Source organism: Roseimaritima sediminicola, assembly GCF_009618275.1.
GTDB lineage: Bacteria > Planctomycetota > Planctomycetia > Pirellulales > Pirellulaceae > Roseimaritima > Roseimaritima sediminicola.
The window spans coordinates 13594-39530 of the sequence record NZ_WIAD01000002.1; the positions used below are offsets into that span (position 1 = coordinate 13594).

Here is a 25937-nt window from a genome sequence, read left to right on the forward strand (position 1 = left end):
ACACCGCGTTCAGTCGAGCAACTGATGCAGATGGATGAGGCTCTTGCCCAGTCGTCCGCCGTAGTTACCGGCGCTGATCCGGATCAGTCCCTCGGTATCGGCGGCCGCTTTCAAGGCTTCGCCGGTGGCTCGCTGCAGCGACTGCAGATCGCGGCCGTTGATGATGATTTCCATGATCGAACGGCAGCCCTTGGGCACTTGGGATTTCTCTCCGAGCTGGTCACGCAGCGTGGGACAGAATTCGGCATAGGTGCTGGCGATGGTGAAGTCGTAACTGCTGCCGGCCTTGCTGCCGCTGGCGGCCACGCCGCCGGGAAAGGGGGCCACCACATCGGCACAGCGTTCGACCGCGGCGGCGGCTTTTTCCGCCGCCTCCAGGGCCGCGTCTTCGCTTTCCCCCATGAACCACAGGTTTCCCCCCATCACTCCATCGCGAAAGCCGAAGCGGCGAGACAGAAAGAACTCCCCGCCCAGGATCGGGATCACCCAGCCCGGCGTGTCGTAGCGGGTCTCGCGAAATTGGTGTCGATCGCCAAAGAAGGCGACTTTGCGTCCCAATTTAAAATAGTCCTCGCTGTCGATGCGGTTAAAGCAGCGAGCGGTCGGACAGGTCAATACGTTCTGGCTGATTCGCGCCAGCATGACTTTCTCCAGATGCTCGCGACGGTCCTTGCGAAACCGCGGCACATGGAACTGGACCACCGCCCCGCAGCGCCGGTCGGGCGTGCCCTCGCCGGCTTCGATCCACTGGGCCACGCCGGCTTCGCAGTCGCACAGGATCGTGCTGGAGGCGTGCCCGGTGACCGCCGCGACGCAGTGCTCCAGCCAGCGGCGATCGCGAGCGGTGATCAGGATCTCGCCATAGATGCTGCGAAAACCTTCCGCGTAGGTGTCTTCGACCAGATGTTTCAGATCCGTCATGCTCAGCTGCGTCCTCGGCCCTGGTACACGGTCGATTCGGTGACGACTTTGTCCATGTAGATGTCGTGGTCCTGCATCGGGATCTCCGGGAATATCTGGCAGTCAAACGCCAGGGCGATCAACGGCGTATCGGGCCGCGCGTTCTGCAGCAGTTTGTCGTAGTAGCCTTTGCCATGGCCGGTGCGTCCGCCCTGAGCGTCAAAGCCGACGCCCGGCACCAGAATCAAATCCAACTGCTCGACCGCCACCCGTTTCGCGGCGACCTCGCGGAGGTCGGCCCGCGGTTCGAGGATCTTGTACATCCCGACTTCCAGCTCGTCCATCGCTTCCAGATGGAACAGTTCCAGTTCCCCTTCGACGCAAAACGGCACGATGATCCGCTTGTCCGAAGCGATCGCGGCGGGCAGCGCATGCCGCGTTCGCACCTCGTCTCGCACGTCGACGTACCACATCACGCACTGGGCGGATTGATACTCGGGCAACTGCATCACGGCGGCGGTGATCTGTTCGCTGACGGCGTCCTTGTCGTGCTGCGCCTTGCGGTTGGCGTGTGCGGTCTTGCGGATCGCCTGCTTCAGCTGGTCCCGGGGATCACTGTCTTGAACGGTCATAAAATGCTTCTACACAGTAGGGCGAGAGAAAGAGATGCATCCGAGGTGGTTGCGCAAAGCAAACCGGCCGGCTACACCGACGGACCGGGCGGACGATTTTGGACACTCAGTTCCGCTTCCTGGTCGTCTTCGTCGTAGCGCAGGACGCTGTGCGATTTGTAGGGACTCAGCCGGTCCTCGCCGCCCAGGGGAACGAGGTGAATCAGAAAGCTACAACCCACGATTTCGGCGTTGCACTGTTCCAACAATCGGCAACAGGCTTCCATGGTTCCGCCGGTGGCCAACAGGTCGTCGACCAACAGGACTCGCTGGCCTTCGGCAACGCCGTCGACGTGGACTTCCAGTTCATCCGCTCCGTACTCCAGTTCGTAACGAAAGGAGTTGCGATCGAAGGGCAGCTTGCCGGGTTTTCGAATGGGCACGAATCCGGCGCCCAGCTGCAGCGCCAGCGGAGCGGCAAAGATAAATCCGCGAGCTTCCGCCGAAGCGACCACGTCGACCCCTTGCCCGGCGAAGGGCGCGGCCATGGCTTCGACCGCCATCTGTAACGCCTTGTGATCGGCCAACAGGGGCGTGATGTCGCGGAACAGGATACCGGGTCGCGGAAAGTCGGGGATGTCGCGAACGTAACGTCGTAGATAGTCGGCGTTCATAAAAAGAAACGGCCTCGATGAATCCAGGCAAATGGCGTGGCAAAGCGTCTCAGCTTAGCACGTCATCTGCGGGCGCGACACCGGTTAGCACGTCGGCATGAATCTTTCAGTGAAACCTCGCGACGACACCCTCCCGCGCAGCGGGAGGGTCGGGCTCTTAGGCCCGGGGAGGGCCCTACGAAAACCCTCTCCGGGCCTAAGAGCCCGACTCTCCCAAAGGGAGAGTAAAGCCGAATGAAATGTTGCGAGGTGCTTAGCACAGTGCACCGGTTAGCACAGTGCACCGGTTAGCGCGGTGCCCGCGGCGGCATCGACGACAACCGTCGCGAACCCCCAAAAGGCTGCGTTCTGCCGACCGGCTCAAAAACCCTGCAACAGGCCTTCCACCGCGGCCTGGATACGCGGAGCGGTGCCCAAACGATCGCCCAGCCCGGGCATGCTGAGCACGATGAACAGCAACAGGACGATCCCGGCAAAAGCCAGTTCGTTGTTACGAGCCTGTCCGGAACCGCGGGTTCGCCGGGTGAACAGCGACCAACGATGCCGATCGCTGTCTTCGGCGGTGCGCAGATCTTCCAGCCGCCGTACGGCCAATTGCACCATGCCGTTGTCCGCTTGGAACATCCATTCGCTGCGGACCCGCGTCCGTTCGCTGTCGGTCAGCAGGATCCAGGGCGTGCCAACCTTTAACTTCAGTGCTTCCTTGGGTTCGATCATCAAGGTGAAGCCGTCGATCGATTGCTCGTGCAGCATGGCTTTGACGCGTTTTCGTCCGATGCAGATCGTGGCCGCAGCCACTTCGGGTTGCACCGGACAGCGAAAAAAACCGGCTTGTTTCGAACTACTGCTGTCGCTCATCACACTGGATCCTCGGGGGACACTTCTCGCCGTAGCGGCTGGCAAACGAATTGCCCATCTAAAAAGTACGTCGAACTCGGGCGAGCAGCCGGTGAAAAACTTCCTGCCGCTGCACGTCCGGTCGTCGGCGGTACCGGTCGCACCGGCCGTAGGGTTTGTTCGCAGGGCTGGTCCACAGCGGCAAATCTTTTCACTGGCTTGTACCTGTCAAGCTGTGACGATTACGCAGGCTCTGACCGGCAGGTCGCGATGAAGCGATTTTGCGGCCCACTCCGGTCGATCTGATTCTTGGGCCCCTCGCCCGCTTTCCGGCCGCTGGGGCAGTCCCCCCGCGGTCGCCTGCGTCGCTCCTCCGGCGGGTGAGGTGCACGTGTCTTCACTTCCTACGCTCAGATCGCGCATCCGAATGATCCTTCGCGTTCGCAGCCATCGGTCGCTTGTTGCCCGGACGTTTCTCGCCGGTGCGCTCGCCCTGTCGCTTGCCGGCAAAAGCGATGCCCAATCCGGATCGGGGGATCGCTTCCGTGGAATCGATAGCGATCCGGCCGGCGGCCCGCACCAGGATCCCGCCGCGATGGTGCCCGAAGCGATTCGCGGTCAACTGCCGCCGGGCTGTACCCAGACCTGGCAACCCACCAGTCATTTGCACCCACCCGAGACGACCCGCCGCACCGCACGTTCGCATGGTTCGCAACCAGAACGCGTCTCCAGCCAGCCGGCGCGGCCCGAACCGGCAGTGACACCACCGCCCTACGTGCATCAGCATCTCGGTCAACTCGCACCCTTCGCTCCCAGAGCGAAAGCGGGTGGAATCGGCGAAGCCGCAGCGCATCGCTGGCCGAGTTCATCCGTTCCGGCTGCTCCGCCCGCTTACCTGCGAAATTCCGTGTCCCCGCGTCTGGCCGGTGACGATCTGCTGGCGGGTGACGACCGACTGGGCGGGGACAGTCTGCTGGGCGAGGACAGTCTGCTGGGCGAGGACAGTCTGTTGGGCGAGGACAGTCTGTTGGGCGGGGACAGTCTGTTGGGCGAAGAACGATCCGGCGGAGCGGTCGATCCGCTGACCTCGCTCGGCGGCGCCCCGGCAGCGGGTCAGGCGGGCAATCCGCATTCCGGCGCCAGCCGAGACGCGGCTGCGTTGCCGGCCGGCTCGGATTTGCTTTCCGGTGCAGAGGATCCGCACGCAGCCCTGCTGGGAGAAACGCGGTACCCGTCGGCGCTCACCTGCGCCCAGTGTCATCCCAAGCATTTTGAGGAGTGGCGGACCAGCGCCCACGCCTATGCTGCGATCTCGCCGATGTACCAGCGTTTCGAACAGACGATGGTGGAGCTTTCGCAGGGGACGATCGGCACGTTCTGCGCTCGCTGCCACAGCCCGGTCGCCACGCAAGTCGGTTACTCGCGTTCCGCCAGTGCGCTGGACGCCCCGAAAATCGTGCGCGAGGGCATCACCTGCATCGCTTGCCACCGCGTCAACGAAGCCTACGGCCGCACCAATGGCCAGCGGCGGATCGAACCGGGCGACATTCACGCTCCGGTCTACGGTGGTGGTCACGGCGCGGGCCTGGCCGATGCTCTGGCCCAGCGGGAGAAATTAAAACTGAAGACGGATGCTTCCGATCAAGGCCCCGGACAAGCCATTCATCGCAGTGCCCGATACTTCGAACCGATCACGCGCAGCGACTTCTGTGCGTCCTGTCATCAGGTGGCCGTGCATCCAGGCATCTGGCTGGAGGTCGTCCACGCCCAGTACCGCAGCGGACCGGCCGCCGCCCAGGGGATCAGCTGCCAGGACTGCCACATGGGCGCCGTGCCCGGCAAAGCCGAGGGTTACGAGCAGATCCCGATTGCGGAACTGGCCGGCAAACCGTGGGGCGAGCCGCGACGCCACGCCAACCATACCTTCTGGGGACCGAATTATTCGATCGCGCATCCGGGACTGTTTCCGATACACGAGAAGGCCGATCGCTGGACGCCGCGCCAGTGGACGCAGTTCGATTACACCAGCGACTGGGGCAAGCCGCAGTTCGAACGCAATCTTCCCGCCGACGCCGCTTTCCCACCGCCCTGGGACAATACGGATGACCGCCGCGACGCCCGCAAGATTATCGAAGCCAATTTTGCCAGTCTCGACCGCAAGCGTGCTTCGTCGATCGACGTGATGGAAGCGGCCATCGGAATCGAAGGTCCGTTCTTCGAAGCGGCTCCCGATCGCCACGCCGACCTGCGTTTTCGTTTCCGCATTCACAATCTGAGCGATGGACATAACCTGCCGACCGGATCGCTGGGTGCCCAGCCGCAGGTCTGGTTGAACGTGGCCGTGATCAATCCCGAAGGCAGGCGAGTTTGGGAGAGCGGATACTTGGACAGCCGTGGCGATTTGGCCGACGTGCGTTCGGTGGATGTCGCCCAGGGCCGCGTCCCGCGCGACGCCCAACTGTTCAACCTGCAGACCAAGTTCCTGATCAATACGCTGCGCGGCACCGATCGCGAGGTCTCGCTGCCGCTGAACTTCAACCAGGATCAACTGGTCTTCCTTCGCCCGGGAGCGGTTCCGGTCAGTGTCCTCAACCACCCGCCGCTGATCCGCATGGAAGCTCACAGCATTCCGCCGCTGGGCCATCGCGACGCCCACTATCGAGTTCCCGCCGGGGCGCTTCAGCAACCGGGCGTGTATCGCTTGTCGGTCCGCATGCGCAGCCGTCCCGAACCGACTTACCTGATGCACGAAGTGGGCGCGACGCCCGACATGATTCGTCGCATGAACACGGGCATCCTGAACATCCATCCGCGCAGCCACACCTTTATGGTTCCCTGAGTCCATGTTGTTGGTCCGATCAAAGCGAGCTTGCCGTCCGAACCGCACCTGGGCTACGACCCTCGCGGTGGTCGCTGCGCTGGTGGTTGCCGGAGCTTCGTCGCGGCCGCTGGTGGCGGCCGAGCCTCGGGCAACGCTTGGCGTTCCCAGGGCGAGTGGTGTCGGTGATGGGAGTTCAAAGTCTGGCGACGTTCGCTATCGCGGACCGGAGGCGGGGACGGCGTTGTCGACGCCGATGCCGTTTCCGGTTCGACCAACGCGGACGTCGACCGCTCGGCCGCGTCGCTTGCCGCCGGTCGCCCCGGAAGAACCGCAGGCTCCGGCGGACCACGCGAACCGTTTGCCCGCGCCGGCTCGAGCTTGGGAACTGATCCGGCCGGGCGATGTCCTGCCACCGGCACCCGCGGCGCCGGCCACACCGGCTCGCCCTCGGCGGCTTCCCGAGGTCGCGCCGCAAGCTCCGCGCGGGCCTTCGTCGGCTTCGTCACCGTCGCGTTTCGCCGAACCCCCGCCCGTTCATCCCGGGGACTTCCAGCCCACACCGCTGCCGGCCGGTTCCGATCGCTATGATCCGGCGGCCCAGCAGTACGTCTACGATGCCAAGCGCGATGTCCCGACCCAGCGGCCGATCTACGAGTGCGGGATACCTTTTTACTCCGGCGGCATGATGCCTCGCGGCGGCACGCTGCTGGGCGAAACCCATCTGACGCACCCGGCGTTCTACGTGTATGGCGATTACCGCGTCGGTGCGGCCAGCGGACGCAACGCCATCGGGCGGGTCGACAACGTGGCGCATCGCCTGAATCTGGACATGGATTTGCGGCTGACGGCGACCGAGCGGTTCCATGCCTTCATCGGACCGTTTAACCGGGCGGCCCAGTTCAGTCAGGTGCGATTTGTCGATGGCAGCGTCGAGTACGACCCGAACTTTAACCTCAATCCCGTAACCGCGTTCTTCGAAGGCGACGCCGGCGCTATCCTTGGTGGCATCGACGGCACGCCTTCGCCCTTCGAACTGCCCTTCAGTGTCGGGCTGGTGCCGTTGCTGTTTCAGAACGGCATTTGGATGGAAGACGCGGTGACCGGAGCGGCCATGGCGCTACCGGCTCGCCACAGTCGGCTGTTGGATTGGTCGAATTTCGACTTGACCGGCTTCGCCATCGCCGACCAATTGAATAGTCCGGCCTTTGGTAACGATGCTCACGCCGGTCAGGCGCTGGGAACGGCGATCTTTATCGAAGCCTACGACGGGTACATCGAAGCCGGCTACGCTTACGTCCACGACCGGATCGGTCTGGGACGCAGTTATCACAACATGACGGCCAGCTACACGCGCCGCTACTTCGACCGCGTCAACAACAGCGTCCGCGTGATCGTCAACGCCGGACAGGACCTGCCCAGCGACCAGCGGACGGCCGACGGTGGGCTGCTGTTGGTGGAAAGCAGTTTGGCGACGGCTGACTCACTGCGCATCCTGCCCTACCTGAATCTATTCGTGGGCTGGGACCGGCCGCAAAGTGTCGCTCGAGCGGGGGTCAGCGGCGGAATCCTGCGGAACGTCGGGATCAACTTCGAACCCGACGGTCTGAACGGCCATCCGACCCTGGATGCGACGGCCAACAATACGCTGGGCGGAGCGATCGGCATCGACTTACTGGGCGCTGCGCTCGATCGCCAGTGGATCATCGAAACGGCTTACGTCGCCACGCACCGCAGTGCCGCCGGGCGGATTGCCCGCGGCGATCAATGGGGACTGGCTTCGCGCTACCAGTTCCCGCTGTCGCACCGCACGCTGCTGCGGTTCGACGTATTGTACGGCGTGCGAGAGAACGACACCGACCTGTACGGCGGCCGGATGGAATTCCGCTGGAAGTTTTAAAGAGGCGGGCGGGTTTTAGATAGGCGGGCGGGATCAGGGGGGGCTTCCCAGCCGTTAAAGGCGGCAGCCGTCCGTTGCGCACCCCCGCCCCTGCCTGTCCGCCTAGCACCCCACGCAGGCGGCCAACTGGGCCAATTTATCGGCCGCTGCGCCACTGTCGATCGCTGCGGCCGCTTCGCCGGCGGCGACGGTCAAATCGTCACAGCGACCGACCAACCACAGCGCCGCGGCGGCATTGGCCAGCACGATCTGGCGGCAGGGTCCCGGTCGGCCGGCCAGGATCCCCCGAATGATCTCGGCGCTGTCGCGGGGGTCTTTGGCTTGTAACTGAGAAACCGAAACGGCCGGCAGGTCAAAACTGGCCGCCGTCCACTGCAGCACTTCGGTGCCGCTCGGGCGAACGTCGTACACGGTCGTCTGACCTTCGAGGGCCACTTCATCCTGCCCATCGGCCCCCCGCACGACCAACGAACGCGTCGTATCGAGTTCGGTTAGGGCTGCCGCGATCTTGGCCTGCGCATCGGCCTGTCCGGTCCCCAACAACTGGTGCGTCGCACCGGCCGGGTTGCACAGCGGTCCCAGCATGTTGAACAGCGTCGGGACCGACAGCGACCGCCGCACCTGGGCGACGTGCCGCATCGCCGGATGCAGCTTGGGCGCAAAGCAGAAACACAAACCGACCTGGGCCAGCGATCGCGAAACCGCTTCGGCCGACGATTCCACGGCCACGCCCAGTTCCGCCAACACATCGGCCGAACCGGACCGGCTGGTCGCCCGGCGGTTGCCATGCTTGGCGACCGGAACGTCCATCGCGGCGACTACGATCGCCGTGGCGGTGCTGATATTAAACGTTCCCGATCCGCTGCCACCGGTCCCGCAGGTATCCAACAGAACGGAGCCTTCGTAGGCGATCGGCGTCATGTGCTCGCGGAGGGCCCGGGCCGCTCCGACCAGTTCCGAGACGGCTTCGCCCTTGGCGCGCAGCGCTAACAACAATTCGCCGATGGCCTCGTCGCTGGCCTGTCCGCTGAGCATTTCGCCGATCAGCTGGCTGGTCTGCGGTGCCGTCAGATCTTGACCGGCTTGGACAGTTTCGACGGCGGTGGGAAAATCGATCATCGGGATACACTCGTACGGCGCAGGGCGTCGACAGGCAACGCAGGAAAAAGGAACGGTGGGCGCTGCAAAACGCTGCAGTATAACAACGCATCTGGCGGCCCACAGCGGGCCGCGACAACGGTGATTTCAAGGCCCCAACAAGCAGGCTATAATTCCGCGATGAGCACCAAAGTAATCATTGACTGTGACCCGGGTATCGACGACGCAGTAGCCCTGGCGATGGCCCTGTTCGATCCGCGTTTGGACGTCTTGGCCATCACAGCCACCGCTGGCAGCGTCGACGCGCAACAGGCGACCAACAATGTCCAGGCCATCGTCGCCCAGTTGGATCCGGCCAAGTTCCCGCGGATCGGCCGCGCGACGCCCTCGGATAACGCACCCGTTATCGACGACCGCTACCTGCTCGGTCCCGATGGCCTGGGCGATTTCCTGATCCAAACCACCGACCGCCAGCACATGCACACCTCGGAGAAGGTGATCGCCGAACTGCTGCGGTTGTATCCCGACGAAATCACCATCCTTTGCTTGGGTCCTCTGACCAACATCGCCCGCGTGTTTCAGCGCGACGCGACGATCGCCAATGCGGTCGGCAAACTGTTGATCAGCGGCGGAGCCGTGCAGTGCAACGGCAACGTCACGGCCGCGGCCGAGATGAACATGTTCATGGACGCGCCCGCGGCCCAAGCCGTGTTCCACTCCCCGACGACCAAGAGCGTCGTCCCGCTGGATGTTACCGATTCCGTGACCTTTGGCGTCGACCTGCTGGAGAAACTGCCCAGCAAAGACGGTCCGGTCGGCGGTATGCTGTACCAGATGCTGCAGTACGCCTTCCGGATTTCGCATCAGAAGCTCGGTCGCGAAGTCATCCCGCTGCAGGATGCGATGACGGTCCTGGCCGCGTTGGAACCGAATCTGTTTCAGTGGAAAGAAATGCCCGGCGATGTCGAGACCCGCGGTGAAATCACCCGCGGCATGACCGTCTTCGATCGCCGTGACCGCGCCGATGATCGCAGCAATACCGAGGTCGCCATCGGCGTCGAACGCAGCGAAGCCAAAGCCCAGATCGTTCGCGGCCTCCGCTACGCAGGCCAGGAACAGTAGATCCAGGGCTGCGACCGGGCTTGAATTGCAGGTAGCCGATCTCGCCAGAGATGGGACCAAGGCTCGCCAGAGATTGGACCAAGGCGACGAAAAGGTCCAAAGTCTGGCGACTTCAGCTACGGCTGGCCTCCAGGATCATCTGGGGATGCGATCCTAATTCTCGGCGACGACTTCGCCGCCGGCTCGCGTCGAGAGGGCTCGCCAGGTCGCCAAGTTGATCGTGTCGGTCTTGAAACGCACCGAACCGTCCAGAAACACCACGTTCACGCCGCCGGAGTGGTAGCTGCGGGCGGTGACCGCCGCGTAAGTGTTTTCGGTGGTCGAACGCCCTTCTCGCATGTTCGTCCAGTCGACGTCATAGACCGTTCCGCCCTGTTCGCAAAGCACCTCGGTGTTGGGGCCGAAGGTCGTCGTGAAACTGGTCTGGTGGGCGCGTCCGTCGACCCATTCGGTGTGACCGCTGTTGGTTTTGAAGCTGCCGGCCAAGCCGCAGATCTCGGCCGGACTCGTCGGCGGCGTCAGGTTGTTGCCCGAAGCGGCATCACGGAAGTAGGGCGTGTAGGCTTTGACTTCCGCAAACGCCATCGTTTGGCTCAATCCGTCGGTACAGGTGTTGAAGCCCAAGTAGCGGTTGGGGGCCAGCGCCCCGTCGCCGCTGGAACCGTTGCTGGGATTGAAAATGAAGAACGTCCCCGCGTTACAGGCGTAGTTCAGCGGGTAGTGGTAAGGATTGCCCGAGGAATCGGTCCGCAGCTCGTCCTTGACCTCCGAGGGACAAAGGTACGTGGGGACACGAAAACTGGCCAACCGCTGCGTGCCCGAGCTGGTTGTGACCTGCGCCGCGCCGTACCCCAGACCGTAATCGATCTCACTGGCCAGCGAGACCTGCTCGAGGAACGGCAGCAACCGAGCCTGGCTGGACCAGCCGTCGCCGCTGGAGTTGCCCGGATGCGACCAGGAAGCCGGCAGCCGCTTGTTGGAGGATTCGTAGTTGTGTAGGGCCAAGCCGATCTGCTTCAGGTTATTGCTGCAGCTCATCCGGCGAGCCGCTTCGCGAGCCGCCTGCACGGCCGGTAACAACAGCCCGACCAGCACGCCAATAATGGCGATCACGACCAACAATTCGACGAGTGTGAATCCGCGAGGGGAACGTTTGACCATCGGACACAACCTGGGTGGTGGGAAAGCGGCGCGAGCCGTCAGTTTTTAATGAGACTCATTCTCAACTCGATAAAAGATGCGGCGATTTTAGTAGCTCAAGCGGTCAGGTCAAGCACCGAAATTCCGTCAAATCTCAGGTTTTCGCTCACCGGATCAGCATCGTCGAGCCACCGCCCGGCGAGGCGTTCGTGGGAGCTGGCTGGCCAGCGGCGGCCGGCGCCGCGATAATCCCGCTGATCCCTTCCTCCCCCCGCCCCTCGACTCCTCACCCAACGGACCGCTGTAATGTCTGGAAAAGTCGTGTTGCTGAACGTCGTCGGTTTGACGCCCCAGCTTTCGGCTCATGCTCCTCGAATCCGTCAACTGGGAACCCCGCAGCCGCTGCGCAGCCCCCTGCCGGCGGTGACCTGCACATCACAGGCCACGATGTTGACCGGCGTCATGCCGGAGAAACACGGAATCGTCGGCAACGGCTGGTACTTTCGAGATACGGGGGAAATCCGTTTCTGGCAGCAGTCCAACGCTCTGATTCAAGCTGAGACGGTGTATCAAGAACTGGGGCCGGGCCGGACGGCCAAGATGTTTTGGTGGTTTAACCAAGGGGCGCCGGTGGCCTGGAGCGCGACGCCCAAACCGCATTACGGCAGCGACGGGTCGAAGCAGTTCGGGATCCTGGATCAGACGGGCTGCGACCTGGTCGCGCGGCTGGGCGAGTTTCCCTTTCATGCGTTCTGGGGACCGATGGCCGGCCTGCCCAGTTCGCAGTGGATCGCCCGTGCGGCGGCCGAGGTAATTCGCCAGCAGCAACCGGAGCTGACGCTGGTGTATCTGCCGCACCTGGATTACGACTACCAGCGTTTTCCCGATCACGATCCGGCCCGCGTGGCCGAGGTGGACGCCTGTGCCGGTGAGGTCATCGACGCGGCCCAGGCGGTGGGCGCCCGCGTGGTGGTGGTCAGCGAATACGGGTTGGTCCCGGTTTCCAGAGCCGTACTGATTAACCGTGTCCTGCGCGAAGCGGGTTGGTTGGTCGTCCGCGACGGCCCGTTCGGGGAAATGTTAATGCCCATGGACAGCGACGCCTTTGCCGTCACCGATCACCAGCTGGCCCATGTCTACGTCCGCAGGCCGGAATTGATTCCCGACGTGCGCCGGCGGCTGGAAGCGGTCGACGGGATCGCCGATGTGGTCGACCCCGGCGATATCTCGCTGGGTCATGAGCGCAGTGGCGAACTGGTGGCCTTGGCCGAACCGGATGCCTGGTTCGCATACTACTACTGGCTCAGCGACGCCCGGGCACCCGATTTCGCTCGCTGTGTCGACATCCATCGCAAACCGGGCTACGACCCGTGCGAATTGTTCATGACCAGTAAAGCTCGCGCGGCCGCACGGTTGTTTCAAAAAAAGGTGGGCATGCGGTACCGGATGGACGTCATCCCGCTGGATCCCTCGCTGGTCCGCGGCAGCCACGGCCTGCGCCCCGAACCGCAGCACGGCCCGGTGATCGTCGGCGAAGACGCTCCGGAGGACATGTGCCAGGTCAAGGAGTACCTGCACCGGCTGCTGAGCCGGTAGGCAGCAAACGGCGAGCGGGGGTTGTCGTGTTTTTTCCCGTTTCGAGGAGAATCGCGATAATAAAGCCTCGGCGGGATCGTTTTCTTTGGTGTTGTCTCCCGCACCCGCTTCTCTGACGGAACTTTATCGTGCCGGTCGCCTCGACTCACGACCGCGTCGAACAACTGGGCCGCTTGGTCGATCAGTACCAGCTGCAACTGTTGGCCTACGCCCAGCGGTTGAGCGGCGGCGATCTCGAACGCGCTCAGGATGCGGTTCAGGAGACCTTTCTGCGATTGTGTCGCGAAGACCTGTCGCGATTGGAGGGCCGTATTGCGCCCTGGTTGTTCGCTGTCTGCCGTACGCGAGTCATCGATATGCAACGCACCACTCCTCCCACCCAGATTTCATCGGACCAGGTGGCCGACACGGCCGCTACGCAGGATGGTCCGGCCGAACACGCCCAATGGAGCGATGAACAGCAGCGGCTGGCGGCCCAGCTCAGCCGGCTGCCTTCGCGACAACAGGAGGTGTTGCGGCTGCGTCTGCAAGCCGGGCTGACCTACCGCGAGATCGCCGAGGTGACCGGCACGACCGTCAACAACGTCGGCGTCCAGCTGCATCAAGCGATCCGCACCCTGCGCCAGCGGATGGCTGCGACCTAACGCTCGGCAAGCCGGCTCGCTGCTTTCGGAATCCGTAGAACGCCAAACCGCCAAACCACTCTCCTCCGCCGAGGATCCCATGAACGCTTCCCACGATGACGACCCCCGCATCACGGACTATGTCCTGGGCGAAATGGACGCCCAACAACGTCGGCTGTTCGAACAGGAACTGGCCAGCGACCCAGAGCTCGCCGCCGCGGTCCGCGAAGCCGAACAGCTGACCGGCCAACTGCAGACGCTGTACGCCGACGAGTCGCGACGTGCTCTGCCAGCAGACCAGCGCGAGAAAATCCTCGAAGCCGCGGCGTTTGCGCCGCGTCACGCTGGGCCCAGCACACCGCTGCCGCCGCGGGACTCCGTCGCCGACGCCCCCGGGTCCGGTTTGGCGTGGCCCCAGCTGGCCCTGTTGGTCGTTCCCTTGGTGGCCGTCGTGGTGATCCTGTTGCTGGCCGCCCAGCGTCAAGCCGCGACGCTTGCCCAGCAGACCCCCGACGCCCAGCAGACCCCCGACGCCCAACCGACTCCCGACACCCTGGGGCCGGCGATCGCGGCGTCTGATGAAACCTCGTCGCCGGACGCGGACGCGCTCGATTCTCTGTCCGTCGTCGCCGCCCAGCCCATCTCGGGCTCGGGTGCGGCAGACGATCAGGGCGGGGCGGGTAAGACGGTTCGTTTGGACCAGGGCCGGCTGAAAGCCCTCGCAGATAACAAGCAGAAGGGAAAACCCGTCCAGTCTCGCGGTGCTCTGGCTTCGCCCGCAAACACACCCCAGGGCGCCATGGAGAGCAGCAATGCTTTAGAGGGTGCGTACGGGAGCGGGCCGGCCGAACCGGAACAGCTGCGACGCCTGTCCGGAATCGAACCGCGTTTTGGAAGGCCGCAATCGGGACAAGCCCAGGACCAAACCCTCGACACGCACCTGAGCAAAGCTGTCGCCGAAGAAGAGGAGATGGCTGAAGGCTTTGGAATGGGTGACATGGACATGGGTTATAGCATGGGCATGGGCATGGGCATGGGCATGGGAGGTATGGGAGGCATGGGGCGCCCGGGGGATGGCATGGGCATGGCGACGGACGAACTACAGATGGGCTATGGCATGGAGGTACAGCGAGACAGCTCGCTTGCCACGATTCCCAACCCGGCCTCCGTGGTCGCCGAGCGGCTGCTGGGCGAAGGCACCGGTCCGGGACAGGCCGGCAATCGCTACGACGCCATCACCGACAATCCGTTCCGCCGCGTCCGCGAACACCCGCTCAGCACCTTCTCGATCGACGTCGATACGGCTTCCTACAGCAAAGTTCGCAACTACCTGCGGGGAAATCGGTTGCCACGTCCCGACGCGGTTCGGATCGAGGAACTGGTCAACTACTTCCACTACGACTACCGCGGACCGGAAGCCAAGCCGGACGTGGACGATGATGCACCCACCGGCGAGACGGCCGAAGCCGCGACCGACGGGGCCGCTCCCTTCAACGCCGACGTCGAGATCGCGGCTTGTCCCTGGACGCCGCAGAATCGCTTGGTCCGGGTCGGCATCAAAGGCCGCGAAGTCGCCAACGAAGATCGGCCGGCCAGCAACCTCGTCTTTCTGTTGGACGTCTCCGGATCGATGAACCAGCCCAATAAGTTGCCGCTGGTCAAACAGGGCATGCAGATGTTGCTGGAGCAGTTGAGCGAAGACGACCGCGTTGCAATCGTCGTGTACGCTTCGGCAACCGGCTTGGTCCTAGACTCCACTCCGGCCGACCAACATGCGACCATCTTTGGGGCGCTCGAGCGGTTGTCGGCCGGCGGCAGCACCAACGGTGGCGACGGCATCCGTCTGGCTTACCAAGTCGCCCGCGACCACTTCATCGAAGGCGGCGTCAATCGCGTCCTGCTGTGCACCGATGGCGACTTCAACATCGGCACGACCGGCACCGATGAACTGGTCCGCTTGGTGGAACAGGAATCCAAAGGCGGGATCTTCGTCTCCGTGATGGGTTTTGGGATGGACAACCACAACGATTCGATGCTGGAACAGATCAGCAACAAGGGCAACGGGAACTACGCGTTCATCGACAGCGCCGCCGAGGCCCACAAGGTGTTCGTCGAACAGACCAACGGAACGCTGATGACGATCGCCAAGGACGTGAAGATCCAGGTCGAGTTCAATCCGGCGGAAGTGGCCGCGTATCGTTTGATCGGGTACGAAAACCGGATCCTGGCCAAAGAGGATTTCAACGACGACACCAAGGACGCCGGCGAGATCGGCGCCGGCCACACCGTCACGGCGCTGTATGAAATCGTTCCGGCCGGCGAACAAGCCGAACCGATCGCACCCACGGTCGATCCGCTGCGATACCAGACACCGGCCAGCACGACCGAGCAGGCCGAAAGCGGCGAAATGCTGACCGTCAAACTGCGTTACAAGCAACCCGACGGCGAGGTCAGCAAGCTGCTCCAGTTTCCGGTGGAAGACGCGGGCAAGCCCTTCGCGGCGGCCAGCGACGACATGCAGTTCGCCAGCGCCGTGGCCGGCTTCGGCATGCAGCTCCGCAACTCGCCCTACAAGGGCCAGTGGACGCTCGCCGCGGTCGCCGAAACCGCTCGCTCGGCCAGCGGCGAAGATCCCCACGGGCTGCGAGCCGAATTCGTCGAGCTGGTGGAAACCGCCGCCAAGCTCCGCGGCGAAAACGGTGAGTAGCGAGTAGCGAGTAGCGAGTAGCGAGTAGCGAGTAGCGAGTAGCGAGTAGCGAGTAGCGAGGGGCGAGGGGCGAGGGGCGAGGGGCGAGGGGTGAGGGGTGAGGTGTGAGGTGTGAAAAAAACATTTCTGACTCTAACTGAGCCATGTGCCAAAAGAAGCGTTTACTCCCCTCTCCCCCGAAGCCTGGCGAGCCTAAGCGAGTCAGGCTTCGGGGGAGAGGGGTTGGGGGTGAGGGGGGACCAGCAGAGCAGCAGCACTTCCGTCTTTCGATACCGTGCGCGAATCGGAAAGGCGTACGCAAACAGTCATTCCTTTACACCCGAGCCCCCTCACCCCCGGCCCCTCTCCCACCACTGCTTCACTCGCTGACGCTCGCGGCGCAGCGGGGGAGAGGGGAGAAACCGGGGCTATCGCCCAAACGGCTCAGGGAGGCACAGGGGGGCAGAACCGGGGCTATCGCCCAAACGGCTCAGGGAGGCACAGGGGGCAGAACCGGAGCTATCGCCCAAGCGGCTCAGGGAGGCACAGGGGGCAGAACCGGGGCTATCGCCCAAACGGCTCAGGGAGGCACAGGGGGGCAGCACCGGGGCTATCGCCCAAACGGCTCAGGGGGGCACAGAAGGCAGAACCGGGGCTATCGCCCAAACGGCTCAGGAGCGTTTTGCGGCTGCGTCAGTGGGCTTCCAGCCAGTTTTTGCCGGTGCCCATTTCGACGACGATGGGGACGCTCATGGGCATCGCGGTCTTCATCGCCTGTTCGATCGCTGGCATCACCTCCGCCTGCTCGTCCTTGGGCATGTCGAAGACGATTTCGTCGTGGACCGACAACAGCATCTTGGTGCGGAAGCCGCCTTCATCGAGCGTGCGGTGCACCTTGATCAGGGCCAGCTTCAACATGTCCGCCGCGGTGCCCTGAATCGGGCTATTCATCGCCAGTCGTTCGGCCGTATTGGCCACGGTGCGGCTGTTGGAATTAATATCGCGCAGGTAGCGGCGCCGCCCGGTCAATGTCTTCACATACCCGTGCTCTTTGGCGTAGGCGATCGTGCGGTCGATGTACTGCTGAACGCCGGGATACTTTTCAAAGTAGTTCTCGATCAGCTCGTTGGCTTCCTCCCGCGGGATGTTCAGCCGCTGCTGCAGACCGAAGCCCGAAATGCCGTAGATGATCCCGAAGTTCACCGTCTTGGCCTTGTCGCGCATCTCACGCGTTACGTCTTCCAGGTCGACCTTGTAGACTTTCGCCGCAGTGACCGTATGGATGTCGGTCTCGGCCTGAAACGCTTCCATCATCGCCTCGTCGCGGCTCAGCTCCGCCATAATCCGCAGCTCGATCTGCGAGTAGTCGGCCGAGAGCAACAGATGGTCGTCATCGCGGGCGACAAAGGCCGCACGGATTCCCTTGCCGCGGCTCTTGCGAATCGGGATGGTCTGCAGGTTGGGATTGTTCGACTGCATCCGCCCGGTCGCCGTCCAGGACTGAGAATAATGCGTGTGCACGCGGCCGGTTTCGGGATCGACGTACGTCGGCAACGTATCGACGTAGGTCGATTTTAATTTCACCGCGTTCCGGTACTCCAGGACGTTGCCGATGATCGGGTGACGGCTGGACAATCGCTCCAGTTCGGCTTCGCGTGTGGAGTATTGTCCGGTGGCCGTCTTCTTGGGGTTCGCTTCCACTTTCAGTTCGTCGTACAGCACAACGCCCAGCTGCTTGGGCGAGTCGATATTGAACTCGCGTCCGGCGGCTTCGAAGATGTCCTCACGCAGCTGGTCGATGTCGCGGTTCAGCACATCCGCGAAGTCGGCCAAGGCGTCGGTGTCCAGCCGAATTCCTTCGTGTTCCATATCGACCAGCACCGGAACCAGTGGAAACTCGACTTCATAGCAGACCTGGCTGATCCCCAGCCGATCCAGCTCCGGTTCAATCACCTGTGCGACCTGCAGGGTGACGTCGGCGTCTTCGCAAGCGTACTCGGCGACGTCCTCGACCGGCACATCGGCCATGTTGCGTTGCTCTTCGCCGCGGGGCCCCAATAGGTCCGAGGTGGGAATCGGCGCGTAGCCCAGGTACACCTTGGCCAGGTAATCCAGGCCGTGCCGCATCTCGGGTTCTTTCATCGAGTGGGCCAGCATCGTATCGAACAGGTCACCGGCCACCCGGATGCCGTGCCACTTCAGCAGCGTGATGTCGTACTTGAGGTTGTGACCGACTTTGCGGATCTGGGGATTTTCAAGAACGGGCCGAAACTGTTCGAGCACTTCGCGGGCCTGTTCGCGGTTTCGGGGGCAGGCCACGTAGAAGGCTTGGTGGGGCGCGAAGGCAAATGCCAATCCCAGCGGTTCGGCCACCCGCGGATCGAGGTCCGTCGTTTCGGTATCGAAGCAGATCGTCTGCTGTTTTAACAACTCTTTCAGCAGCTTCTTTCTGCCCGCCTCGTCGTCGACCAACACATAGTCGTGATCGACGTCGCGGATGGTTTTCTCGACCACCGGCTCGTCGAACAACGAAGCCTGGATCTCCTGTTCGCGTTTGCTGCGGCGATTTTCGGCTCGATTCGCTTTGCTGGAAAACGACTTGCCGAACATCCGCTTGCCCAGCGTTTCGAATTCCAGCTCCATGCACAGCGTTTTGAGCGCCGCGTCGTCGAGACCATTCCACTTCAAACTTTCCAGTTCGATGTCGTGGGGCACGTCCAACTGGATGGTCACCAGCCGTTTGGACAAGCGGGCTTGTTCGGCGTTCTCTTCGACGCGTTCCCGCTGCTTGCCTTTTAACTGGTCGGTATTGGCCAGCAGTTCCTCGACCGTACCGAAGCGTTCGATCAATTTCTGGGCGGTCTTGGGACCGATCCCCGGCACACCGGGAATGTTATCGCTGGTGTCTCCCATCAAGCCCAGCACGTCGATCACCTGGTCGATCCGCTCGATTCCCCATTTCTCCAGCACTTCGGCCACGCCGATCCGTTCGAAGCTGCTGCCCTTGCGTCCCGGGCGATAGATCCAAACGTGTTCCGAAACCAATTGGTCGTAGTCCTTGTCGGGCGTGACCATCCAGGTTTCGAACCCTTGCCCGCTGGCCTGCCGCGCCAGCGTCCCGATCACATCGTCCGCTTCGTAGCCGGGGATGCGGATCGTGGGAATGTTGTAGGCCTGCATCAAGCGATCGATGTAGGGCAGCTGGACGCTGAGGTCCTCGGGCATCGCGTCCCGCTGGGCCTTGTACTCCGGGAACTCGATATGCCGCTGCGTGGGCTCGCTGGTATCGAACGCGACGGCCAGGTAATTCGGCTCTTCGCGTTTGATCAGATCGTTCAGCATGTTGATCATGCCAAACACGGCGGAGGTACAAAGCCCGCCGGCGGTATAGCGAGGACTGCGAATCAGGGCAAAGTGGGCGCGATAAATCAACGCCATCCCGTCGAGCAAGAACAGCCGTCGCTGAGAATCCAGCAGATTGCCCGCCGTCGCATTAGAATCGGATGCACTCATCGCTCACTCAACCTTCAATAGCCTACAGATCCTGTAAGGCGGCATTGTAGGTGAGTGGCCAGGGAAGTCGACGCCCGATCGAGCGTTCCACGTGTGCTTGAAAATGCCCCACGCTGCCCCAAGTGTTGCCCCGTCCGCTGCCCCCGAGCCTGCGGCCGCTAGGCTCGGTGCGATCTAGGCCGCATCGCTGCGGCGCAGCTGTTGGTAGGCCAACAGGATCTCGTACAAGTCCGAGGTCACCCGCACCGGTTCGTCCCCAAAATCGTTCAACCAGACACGATCGGTTTGGTAGGCATCGACCAACAACGGGACCAACTGGGCCACGCTGAGATTGATGGTGGGTTCGGAACTGCGAGGTGGTTCAGGACGAAAAAGTCGTAGGCGACTTGAACTCATAATTGGATCATCCGTCAGTGCATTTCTGATCGCGAGGAGAACGCAAATACGGAATCCCTGGCGAGAAGCCAAGGGGTAAAATCCGCGTCCACCATCCTCCTCAACCGTTTCCACCGCAAGCTGCCGGTGGAAAGCCCGTCAATCACGGTATCGGAAGGTCCACCGGGAACGGTTGAGTTGAATTTGAAAAGTTTGCCGGTTATCCACCGCGACATCCATACAGCATGGGGCTCGCTGGAGCACGGGCCTTACTCGGCTCGGGCTTCGACCAACATCCGCAGGCCGACCAGGTAACGGACCACGTCTTCGGCCTTGACCGCTTCCCACTGGGTCGCCTTGTGCCGCAGGATCGCCAGCTTCAGCGACTCCACCGCGTCGTTCAGGTCTTCGGGCAATTCCGGCAGATTACGAAACGGCTGGATCAAGTCCGCCTGCGGGGCTTCGTCCTGGGGCGGTTCGGGTTCGGCCAAGGCCGCCCCGGCGGGATCGCAGCCGCGGGCGCCGGAGATATCATCCTCGTCACCAAAATCCGGTCCTTCGTAGTCCGGTCCGGCCGACACGCCGGCGGGTTCCTTGTCGTCGAACTCGCCACGGCCGCCACCACCCTGCGCCGGCATCACGACATCTTCGTCCAGATCGACGTCCACGACTTCGGCCGCCTGCGGCTGGGCCTTGGGGTCGCCACCGGTGGCCTGCCAGCGTTGTTCGCGGAGCTGGGAAACACTCCAGCCACTGCGGACCGCGCCTTCGAGCCACATCGGCGCGTCGTCCCAGTCCAGGGCCGCCAGGAAATGGCTCCAGTACAAGCCCGGATAGCTTTCGTGTTCCTTGCCGAAGCGATCGTAGACGCGGCGCAGCCGTCCCACGTGGGGCGCGGTCACGCCGCCGGCACGCCGTGCCCAGGCTTCGTCGGAGTACTCGGTGGGATGGGCACCGGCTTCGATCAGAGCCCCTCGCCACTGGCCGATGATGCGTCCCTTCTCCCAGTTGGTGGAACTGACCAACCGCTGCCACTGGCCCACGAACGGTTCGCTGGCGTCGTCAAAAGCGGTCGCGTCCTCACCCGTGGCGTCCAGCTGGCCCGCAGCATCTTCCGCCCCCGACTCGGCCGCGTCGACTTCGGCCGCCCCCGACTCGGCCGCGTCGACTTCGGCCGTCTCCGCGCTCACCACCTCGCCCACCGCGCCGGCTTCGGCCACCGGACTGTCGCCCTCTGTCAGGGGCGGTTCGGCATCGAAGTGATCGACGAACTGATGACGTTCGGCGTCGACCGCTTCCTCGCCGGCGACGGGGTCGCCGGAGGCCAGATCGCCGGAAGCCAGTTCGCCGGAGGCCAGATCGTTGGGGGCGTCGGCAAAATCGTCAACGTCTTCGTAGATTTCGGAGTTGGGAGTATCCGCCAAGGTAAATCCTTTTTACACATCGAGATCGCAAGCACACACTGCGGTGTCGACATCGAGAGCGACCCGCCACGTTCACACGCTATCACTCCCGCCGCATTCGCCGAAGGGCTAGCGGTGGAAAAACCAAAAACGCAACGAAAACGCGTTCGGATTGCGCCGCCCAGTGAAAACGCAGCGGTGGAAAAAACGTTGACACCCGGGAGCAAAGAAGGCCACCGAGCTCGAGACAACGCGGCGACCCGAACCAGACAGCCGCCCGAACCAGGCGGCGGTCAGGGTGCGGCGGCGGCGGCATCCCAGCGAGCGATGTGGGTGGAGGGGTCGTCGGTGGGGTGCAGCCGGATCGACTGCCAGGCCATGGCCGGACGCTGGGGATGTCGCAGCCGCCCCTGGACGTCCTGAGGGGAGGACGCGTCGTGGTCGTAGGGCTGTTGGGTTTCGAACCGCCAACCGCTGCACAGCTGCTCGGCCGTGGTCTCCAGCTGCCGGGCCAGGGCACCGGAGGCGGCCAGAACGGTGCCGTCGGGATCGACGGCACAGAGCAACTCCGGCGAGCAATCGATCAACTGCTGCATGGCGTTGGTCTGGGCCCTGGCTCGCTGGACCTCGGTCGACTGTTTGGTGATGTCGTGCAGGGTCCCGTAGATCTCGACCACTTTGCCATCGTCGTCGCGAATGGGTTGACCGCGCGAGATCACCGTCCGGTACTCACCGCTGGGCAAGCGATGCCGGGACTGCACCTCATAGGGTTGGCCGGTCTGCATGGCGTGTTCGATCTGTCGCTGCAACCGTTGGCGATCCTGGGGATGAACCGTTTCCAGAAAGACTTCCAGGCTGGGCGCTTGCTCGTCGCGCGAGACGCCGGTCAGGGTATACAGTTGACTGTTCCAGCGGACCTGCTGGGTTGCGACGTCGAATTCCCAGGTTCCCAGTCCGGCCAGGCGAGTGAACTCCCTCAGCCGCTGGCGGCTGCGTTTCAGTTCATCCTCGGCCAGTTTTCGCTGCGTCACATCGCGGAGGTTCGTCACCAGCATCCGCTTGCCATCTTGAACCATGGTGCGACCGGAGATCAGCACATCGATCACGCGCGAATCGCTGGCATAGAAGCGGGCTTCGAAATTATCGATCCGGCCACGTCGCTGGAGTTCTTCGAGGAACGCCGCTCGCCGCTGCTGGCAGACCCACAGTCCCAGGTCGATCACCCGTTTGCCCACGATCTGATCCAGCTGGAAACCGAACCGGCGCAGAAAGACCTCGTTGGTTTCCAGAATCGTTCCATCGTCCAAGCGGGTCAGCAACACGGCGTCGGCGGAGTGGGAGAAGAGCATTTGCAGGCGAGCTTCGCGCTCGACCTTTTGCTGCCGACTGGACCGCCGCTTGCGAACTCGATAGGCCAGTTCCGAATCGCCCTCGCCGGCCGAATCCAGCAGGCTGAGGGCCAGGTCGTAATCGCCTTGATCGATGGCCCGGCGGGCGAATTCCACGCGCAGGCTGCTGAGCAGGGCCTGGGCGCGGCGGTTGCCGGGCGAAACCTCCAGGGCCTCGTTCAACAGACTGATCGCCAACCCGTATTTATCGTAACCCTCGGTGGCGGCGGCCTTGTCGGCGCACTGCCGGGCCCGGTCTACCAAGCGGACGCTTTCCTGATGATCTTGAAACCCGCGGAGAGCTTGCTGGAAGGCGTCGACGCTTTCAAAGCGTTTGGAGGGTCGCCGCTGCATGGCTCGACGGGCGATGTCCATCAATTCACCGGTCACGCGAGTGGGGCGAATGACGTTCTGGGCCGCAGCGCGGATGCAGGCGACCAGCGTCTCGCCGTGATGCGGCGGCTCACCGGTCAGGATTTGAAACAGCACTGCCCCCAGCAGATAGACGTCGGTGTGACGGCCGAGATCGGTGATCGAACCGGCCGCCTGTTCGGGCGCCATGTAGGCGGGCGTTCCGCCGATCGATTGCGTTTGCTCCTTGGTCTGGGGTCCCGAATAGGACAGGGCCAGCCCCCAGTCGGCCACCAGCACTTCACCGAAGCGGCCCAACATCACGTTTTCGGGTTTGATGTCACGGTGCAACAAGCCCCGGGAGTGGGCATAGCGAACCGCATCGGCGACGCGCAGCAGCGTCGAGAGGTTTTCTTCCAGCGAGCGTTCGGCCAGCACCTCCGCCCAGCTCGTCCCGTCGATCCGTTTCATGCTGTAGAACAGCCGTCCATCTTCGGTGTGGGCCAGTTCGTGCAGGGCGATCACGTTGGGATGGTCCAGTCCACCGACGGTCTGCGCTTCGGCGATGAAGCGTTGCTGTGCCGAAGCATCGCCAGCGAGTTCGTCGCGGAGGACCTTGACCGCCACCTCGCGGTCGACCGCCCGCTGGTGGGCTTGATACACGACGGCCGTGCCGCCGTGGCCCAGCACGCCCACCAGGCGGTAGTCGCTGTCCGGACCGCTACGTTGGCCCTGGCTGACCACGGGCCGAAGGGGCAGATGAACGCTGGCGGGCAGCGGGAAGGGGCCCGAATCCGGTTCCGAAGCGGTCCCCGGTGCGGTGGGCGCCTCGAGCGTTTCCTTAAACCCGCCGGCGACCGGAGGCAGCGGAGCCAGCTGCGCGGCCGTCGCATCGATCGTGATCGTTTGTCGGGTACTGCCGACCGCCTCCAGCTCTTCCAAAACCGCGGGATTGTCGAGGATCGTGGCCAGAAAGTTTCCGCCGGTGGTCCGTCGTTGGTCGGAGTTGCCGATCTCGGGCCCGCGGGCATCGAGATGGATTTGCGATTTTTCGGACACCGAACCATTCCTCGGCAAAGGCGAAAGGGCCTGGGATCGGCGCGAGAACGCTGGCAAGCAGCGCTACGTCGAGACGCCCTGAAAAGAGTTTGACTGATTGTTGCCGCGGCCTCGGGCGTCGTCAAACCACCGGATGTGGCCGCATTTTCGGTAGGGACGGAAGGGAATTCTGCGGATTTGCCCCGGCACTCACCGCCGCGAAGGGGGACGATCGGGTACGATTTGGCGGGGTTTTGGCTGCCGCCCGCCGCCGCTCACCCCCTGCAGGGCGGACCCGTTCCCCCGGGCGACCGCCCAGCCGGACTAGGAAAACGGCTCGGGCGGCGATAGAATCCCGCGTTACGCAGGATGCATTTGTTTTGTATGCTGTCCTCTTTCCGTGACCTTTCTTCCGTGAGTTAAGTCCATGCAGTTAAGCGTTTCCGCACGACACGGCGATCTTCAAGCTGGCGACCAAGCGTTGATCGAGCAAAAGGTGGAAAAGCTGAGACGTTTCTTTGATCGGATCAACGCGATCATCGTCACGGTCGACATGCAGAACCTGGACAAACCCGAGGTCGAGGTCAAGGTTTCGGCCGAGCACGTCGACGACTGTGTGGCTTCGGCCCAAGCCTCCACCGTGATCGGCGCACTGGATTTAGTGCTGCCCAAAATCGAACAACAGATCCGCCGGATCAAAGAAAAACGTACCGGCCACCGGGCGACCGGACTGAAACATCTGGATCCCACGCCGACGGCCGACGAAGAATAAATCATTCCGCTCCGCCGTGCCCCGCTTTGGACGGCACCGGGACGGTGGTAGGGAGGGCCGCTGCGGCAGTCGCTCCTGATGTTCAACCCTATGGAAGTACCGACATGAAATTCTCTGATTTTATTAGCACCAAAGCGATCCGGGCCGACCTCGAGTCCGAATCCAAGGAGGCGGTGATCCGCGAGCTGGTCCAGTCGCTGCTCGATGCCGGCGACATCAACGCCGACGAGCAGGAAGACATCATCGCCGCGATCATGAAGCGCGAGGAGCTGGGCAGCACGGGAATCGGCCGCGGGGTAGCCGTTCCTCACACCAAACACCCCAGTGTTGATAAACTGGTAGGTACCGTCGGCATCAGCGTCGACGGCGTCGATTTCAACAGCCTCGACGGCGAGAAGGTCCAGTTGTTCTTCCTGTTGGTCAGCCCGCCGGAACGACCGGGCGACCACTTGCGGGCTCTGGAGAACATCTCGCGGCAGCTGCGTGATGATGCGTTTTGCCGGTTCCTCAAGCAGAGCAAGACGCCCGACGATATCCAGCAACTGCTGAACGAAGCCGATAATAATCACTTCGTTTAATCCCATGAACGCATCGCCTTTCTGCTTCACCGTCATCGTGCGCAACCCCAAGGGTCTGCACCTGCGCGCGATCAACACGTTGGTCGAAGCGGCCGGGCAGTTTGAAGCGACGATTCTGTTGCAAAAGGACAGCGAACAGGCCGACTGCGCCAGCGTCTTTTCGCTGATGACGCTCGGTGCCGAACAGGGCACCGAATTGACCGTGACAGTTGAAGGTGCCGATGCGCCCCTCGCCGCTGCGGCCATCCAACAACTGTTTGAAGACGGTTTTTACGAATTGGAGGAAGCCTAGGCCCAGTCGCTGACACCCAGCGCGGTCGGCGGTCTCGCCTGACCCATCGGTCATCCGGCAGCAGGCTGGATCGGACCCGCAGCGCGCGGGATCGATTGCCGCTGTTAACAGGATCGCCGCTGCGTCGCCGCCTCGGGTTTGCGGCGGCTGCGCACGGTTTCCGGTGACTCGATGGTTCCCGCTGATCCTCGCCCTGGTGGGCGAGCGGCAATGGGCTCGGGA

19 protein-coding genes are annotated in these 25937 nt (G+C 63.2%); 9 read left to right on the top strand and 10 right to left on the bottom strand.

Translation table 11 applies throughout. From position 1 onward, the window contains the following. Positions 1–9: 9 nt before the first annotated feature. The 4 genes from GE027_RS01740 to GE027_RS01755 form a co-directional block, all read right to left on the bottom strand. Positions 10–921, bottom strand: a complete 912-nt coding sequence (locus GE027_RS01740; protein ID WP_153555452.1) for a formylmethanofuran--tetrahydromethanopterin N-formyltransferase — start codon at positions 919–921, stop codon at positions 10–12. Positions 922–923: 2 nt separating this feature from the next. Then, positions 924–1532: a 5-formyltetrahydrofolate cyclo-ligase gene (locus GE027_RS01745; RefSeq protein WP_153555453.1), complete on the bottom strand. Its 609-nt coding sequence runs from the start codon at positions 1530–1532 to the stop codon at positions 924–926. Positions 1533–1603: 71 nt separating this feature from the next. Then, positions 1604–2185, bottom strand: a complete 582-nt coding sequence (locus GE027_RS01750; RefSeq protein ID WP_153555454.1) for an adenine phosphoribosyltransferase — start codon at positions 2183–2185, stop codon at positions 1604–1606. A gap of 360 nt (positions 2186–2545) precedes the next feature. Continuing rightward, the gene (locus tag GE027_RS01755) at positions 2546–3043 is read right to left on the bottom strand and encodes a hypothetical protein (RefSeq protein ID WP_153555455.1); all 498 of its coding nucleotides are present in this window, start codon (positions 3041–3043) and stop codon (positions 2546–2548) included. A gap of 406 nt (positions 3044–3449) precedes the next feature. On the opposite strand from GE027_RS01755, the gene GE027_RS01760 reads away from it, so the two are divergent. Next, positions 3450–5861, top strand: coding sequence for a multiheme c-type cytochrome (locus GE027_RS01760; RefSeq protein WP_237607177.1), 2412 nt, complete (start codon positions 3450–3452; stop codon positions 5859–5861). 235 nt (positions 5862–6096) lie between these two features. Then, complete coding sequence (locus GE027_RS01765) at positions 6097–7740, top strand: hypothetical protein (protein ID WP_153555456.1); 1644 nt, start codon at positions 6097–6099, stop codon at positions 7738–7740. 102 nt (positions 7741–7842) lie between these two features. Here the strand turns inward: GE027_RS01765 and trpD are convergent, their stop codons facing one another. Then, positions 7843–8859: an anthranilate phosphoribosyltransferase gene (gene trpD, locus GE027_RS01770; protein ID WP_153555457.1), complete on the bottom strand. Its 1017-nt coding sequence runs from the start codon at positions 8857–8859 to the stop codon at positions 7843–7845. 159 nt (positions 8860–9018) lie between these two features. Between trpD and GE027_RS01775 the strand changes: the two genes are divergently transcribed. Then, on the top strand, positions 9019–9960 hold the full coding sequence (locus GE027_RS01775) for a nucleoside hydrolase (RefSeq protein WP_153555458.1): 942 nt from the start codon (positions 9019–9021) through the stop codon (positions 9958–9960). 153 nt (positions 9961–10113) lie between these two features. On the opposite strand, the gene GE027_RS01780 is transcribed toward GE027_RS01775, so the two are convergent. Next, complete coding sequence (locus tag GE027_RS01780) at positions 10114–11121, bottom strand: DUF1559 domain-containing protein (RefSeq protein ID WP_153555459.1); 1008 nt, start codon at positions 11119–11121, stop codon at positions 10114–10116. A gap of 285 nt (positions 11122–11406) precedes the next feature. On the opposite strand from GE027_RS01780, the gene GE027_RS01785 reads away from it, so the two are divergent. The 3 genes from GE027_RS01785 to GE027_RS01795 all read left to right on the top strand — a co-directional run bounded on the left by GE027_RS01785 (position 11407) and on the right by GE027_RS01795 (position 16026). Next, positions 11407–12696, top strand: a complete 1290-nt coding sequence (locus GE027_RS01785) for an alkaline phosphatase family protein (protein ID WP_153555460.1) — start codon at positions 11407–11409, stop codon at positions 12694–12696. A gap of 128 nt (positions 12697–12824) precedes the next feature. Beyond that, positions 12825–13340, top strand: coding sequence for an RNA polymerase sigma factor (locus GE027_RS01790; RefSeq protein WP_237607178.1), 516 nt, complete (start codon positions 12825–12827; stop codon positions 13338–13340). Positions 13341–13419: 79 nt separating this feature from the next. Beyond that, positions 13420–16026, top strand: coding sequence for a VWA domain-containing protein (locus GE027_RS01795; RefSeq protein WP_153555462.1), 2607 nt, complete (start codon positions 13420–13422; stop codon positions 16024–16026). Between the two features lie 672 nt (positions 16027–16698). Here the strand turns inward: GE027_RS01795 and polA are convergent. The 4 genes from polA to GE027_RS01815 all read right to left on the bottom strand — a co-directional run bounded on the left by polA (position 16699) and on the right by GE027_RS01815 (position 24094). Continuing rightward, positions 16699–19518, bottom strand: coding sequence for a DNA polymerase I (gene polA, locus GE027_RS01800; RefSeq protein WP_153555463.1), 2820 nt, complete (start codon positions 19516–19518; stop codon positions 16699–16701). 174 nt (positions 19519–19692) lie between these two features. Next, positions 19693–19914 (bottom strand): hypothetical protein, encoded by a 222-nt coding sequence (locus GE027_RS01805; protein WP_153555464.1) that lies wholly within the window; start codon positions 19912–19914, stop codon positions 19693–19695. A gap of 248 nt (positions 19915–20162) precedes the next feature. Then, the gene (locus GE027_RS01810) at positions 20163–21317 is read right to left on the bottom strand and encodes a hypothetical protein (RefSeq protein ID WP_153555465.1); all 1155 of its coding nucleotides are present in this window, start codon (positions 21315–21317) and stop codon (positions 20163–20165) included. 272 nt (positions 21318–21589) lie between these two features. Then, positions 21590–24094 carry a serine/threonine-protein kinase gene (locus tag GE027_RS01815; protein ID WP_162006535.1) on the bottom strand — a complete coding sequence of 835 codons (2505 nt, stop codon included), beginning with the start codon at positions 24092–24094 and terminating at the stop codon, positions 21590–21592. A 406-nt stretch (positions 24095–24500) separates the two neighbouring features. On the opposite strand from GE027_RS01815, the gene hpf reads away from it, so the two are divergent. From hpf to GE027_RS01830, 3 genes are all read left to right on the top strand, one after another. Further along, positions 24501–24845: a ribosome hibernation-promoting factor, HPF/YfiA family gene (gene hpf, locus GE027_RS01820; protein WP_153555467.1), complete on the top strand. Its 345-nt coding sequence runs from the start codon at positions 24501–24503 to the stop codon at positions 24843–24845. Positions 24846–24949: 104 nt separating this feature from the next. After that, positions 24950–25423, top strand: a complete 474-nt coding sequence (locus GE027_RS01825; RefSeq protein ID WP_153555468.1) for a PTS sugar transporter subunit IIA — start codon at positions 24950–24952, stop codon at positions 25421–25423. Between the two features lie 4 nt (positions 25424–25427). After that, positions 25428–25715 carry an HPr family phosphocarrier protein gene (locus tag GE027_RS01830; protein ID WP_153555469.1) on the top strand — a complete coding sequence of 96 codons (288 nt, stop codon included), beginning with the start codon at positions 25428–25430 and terminating at the stop codon, positions 25713–25715. Positions 25716–25937 lie beyond the last annotated feature (222 nt).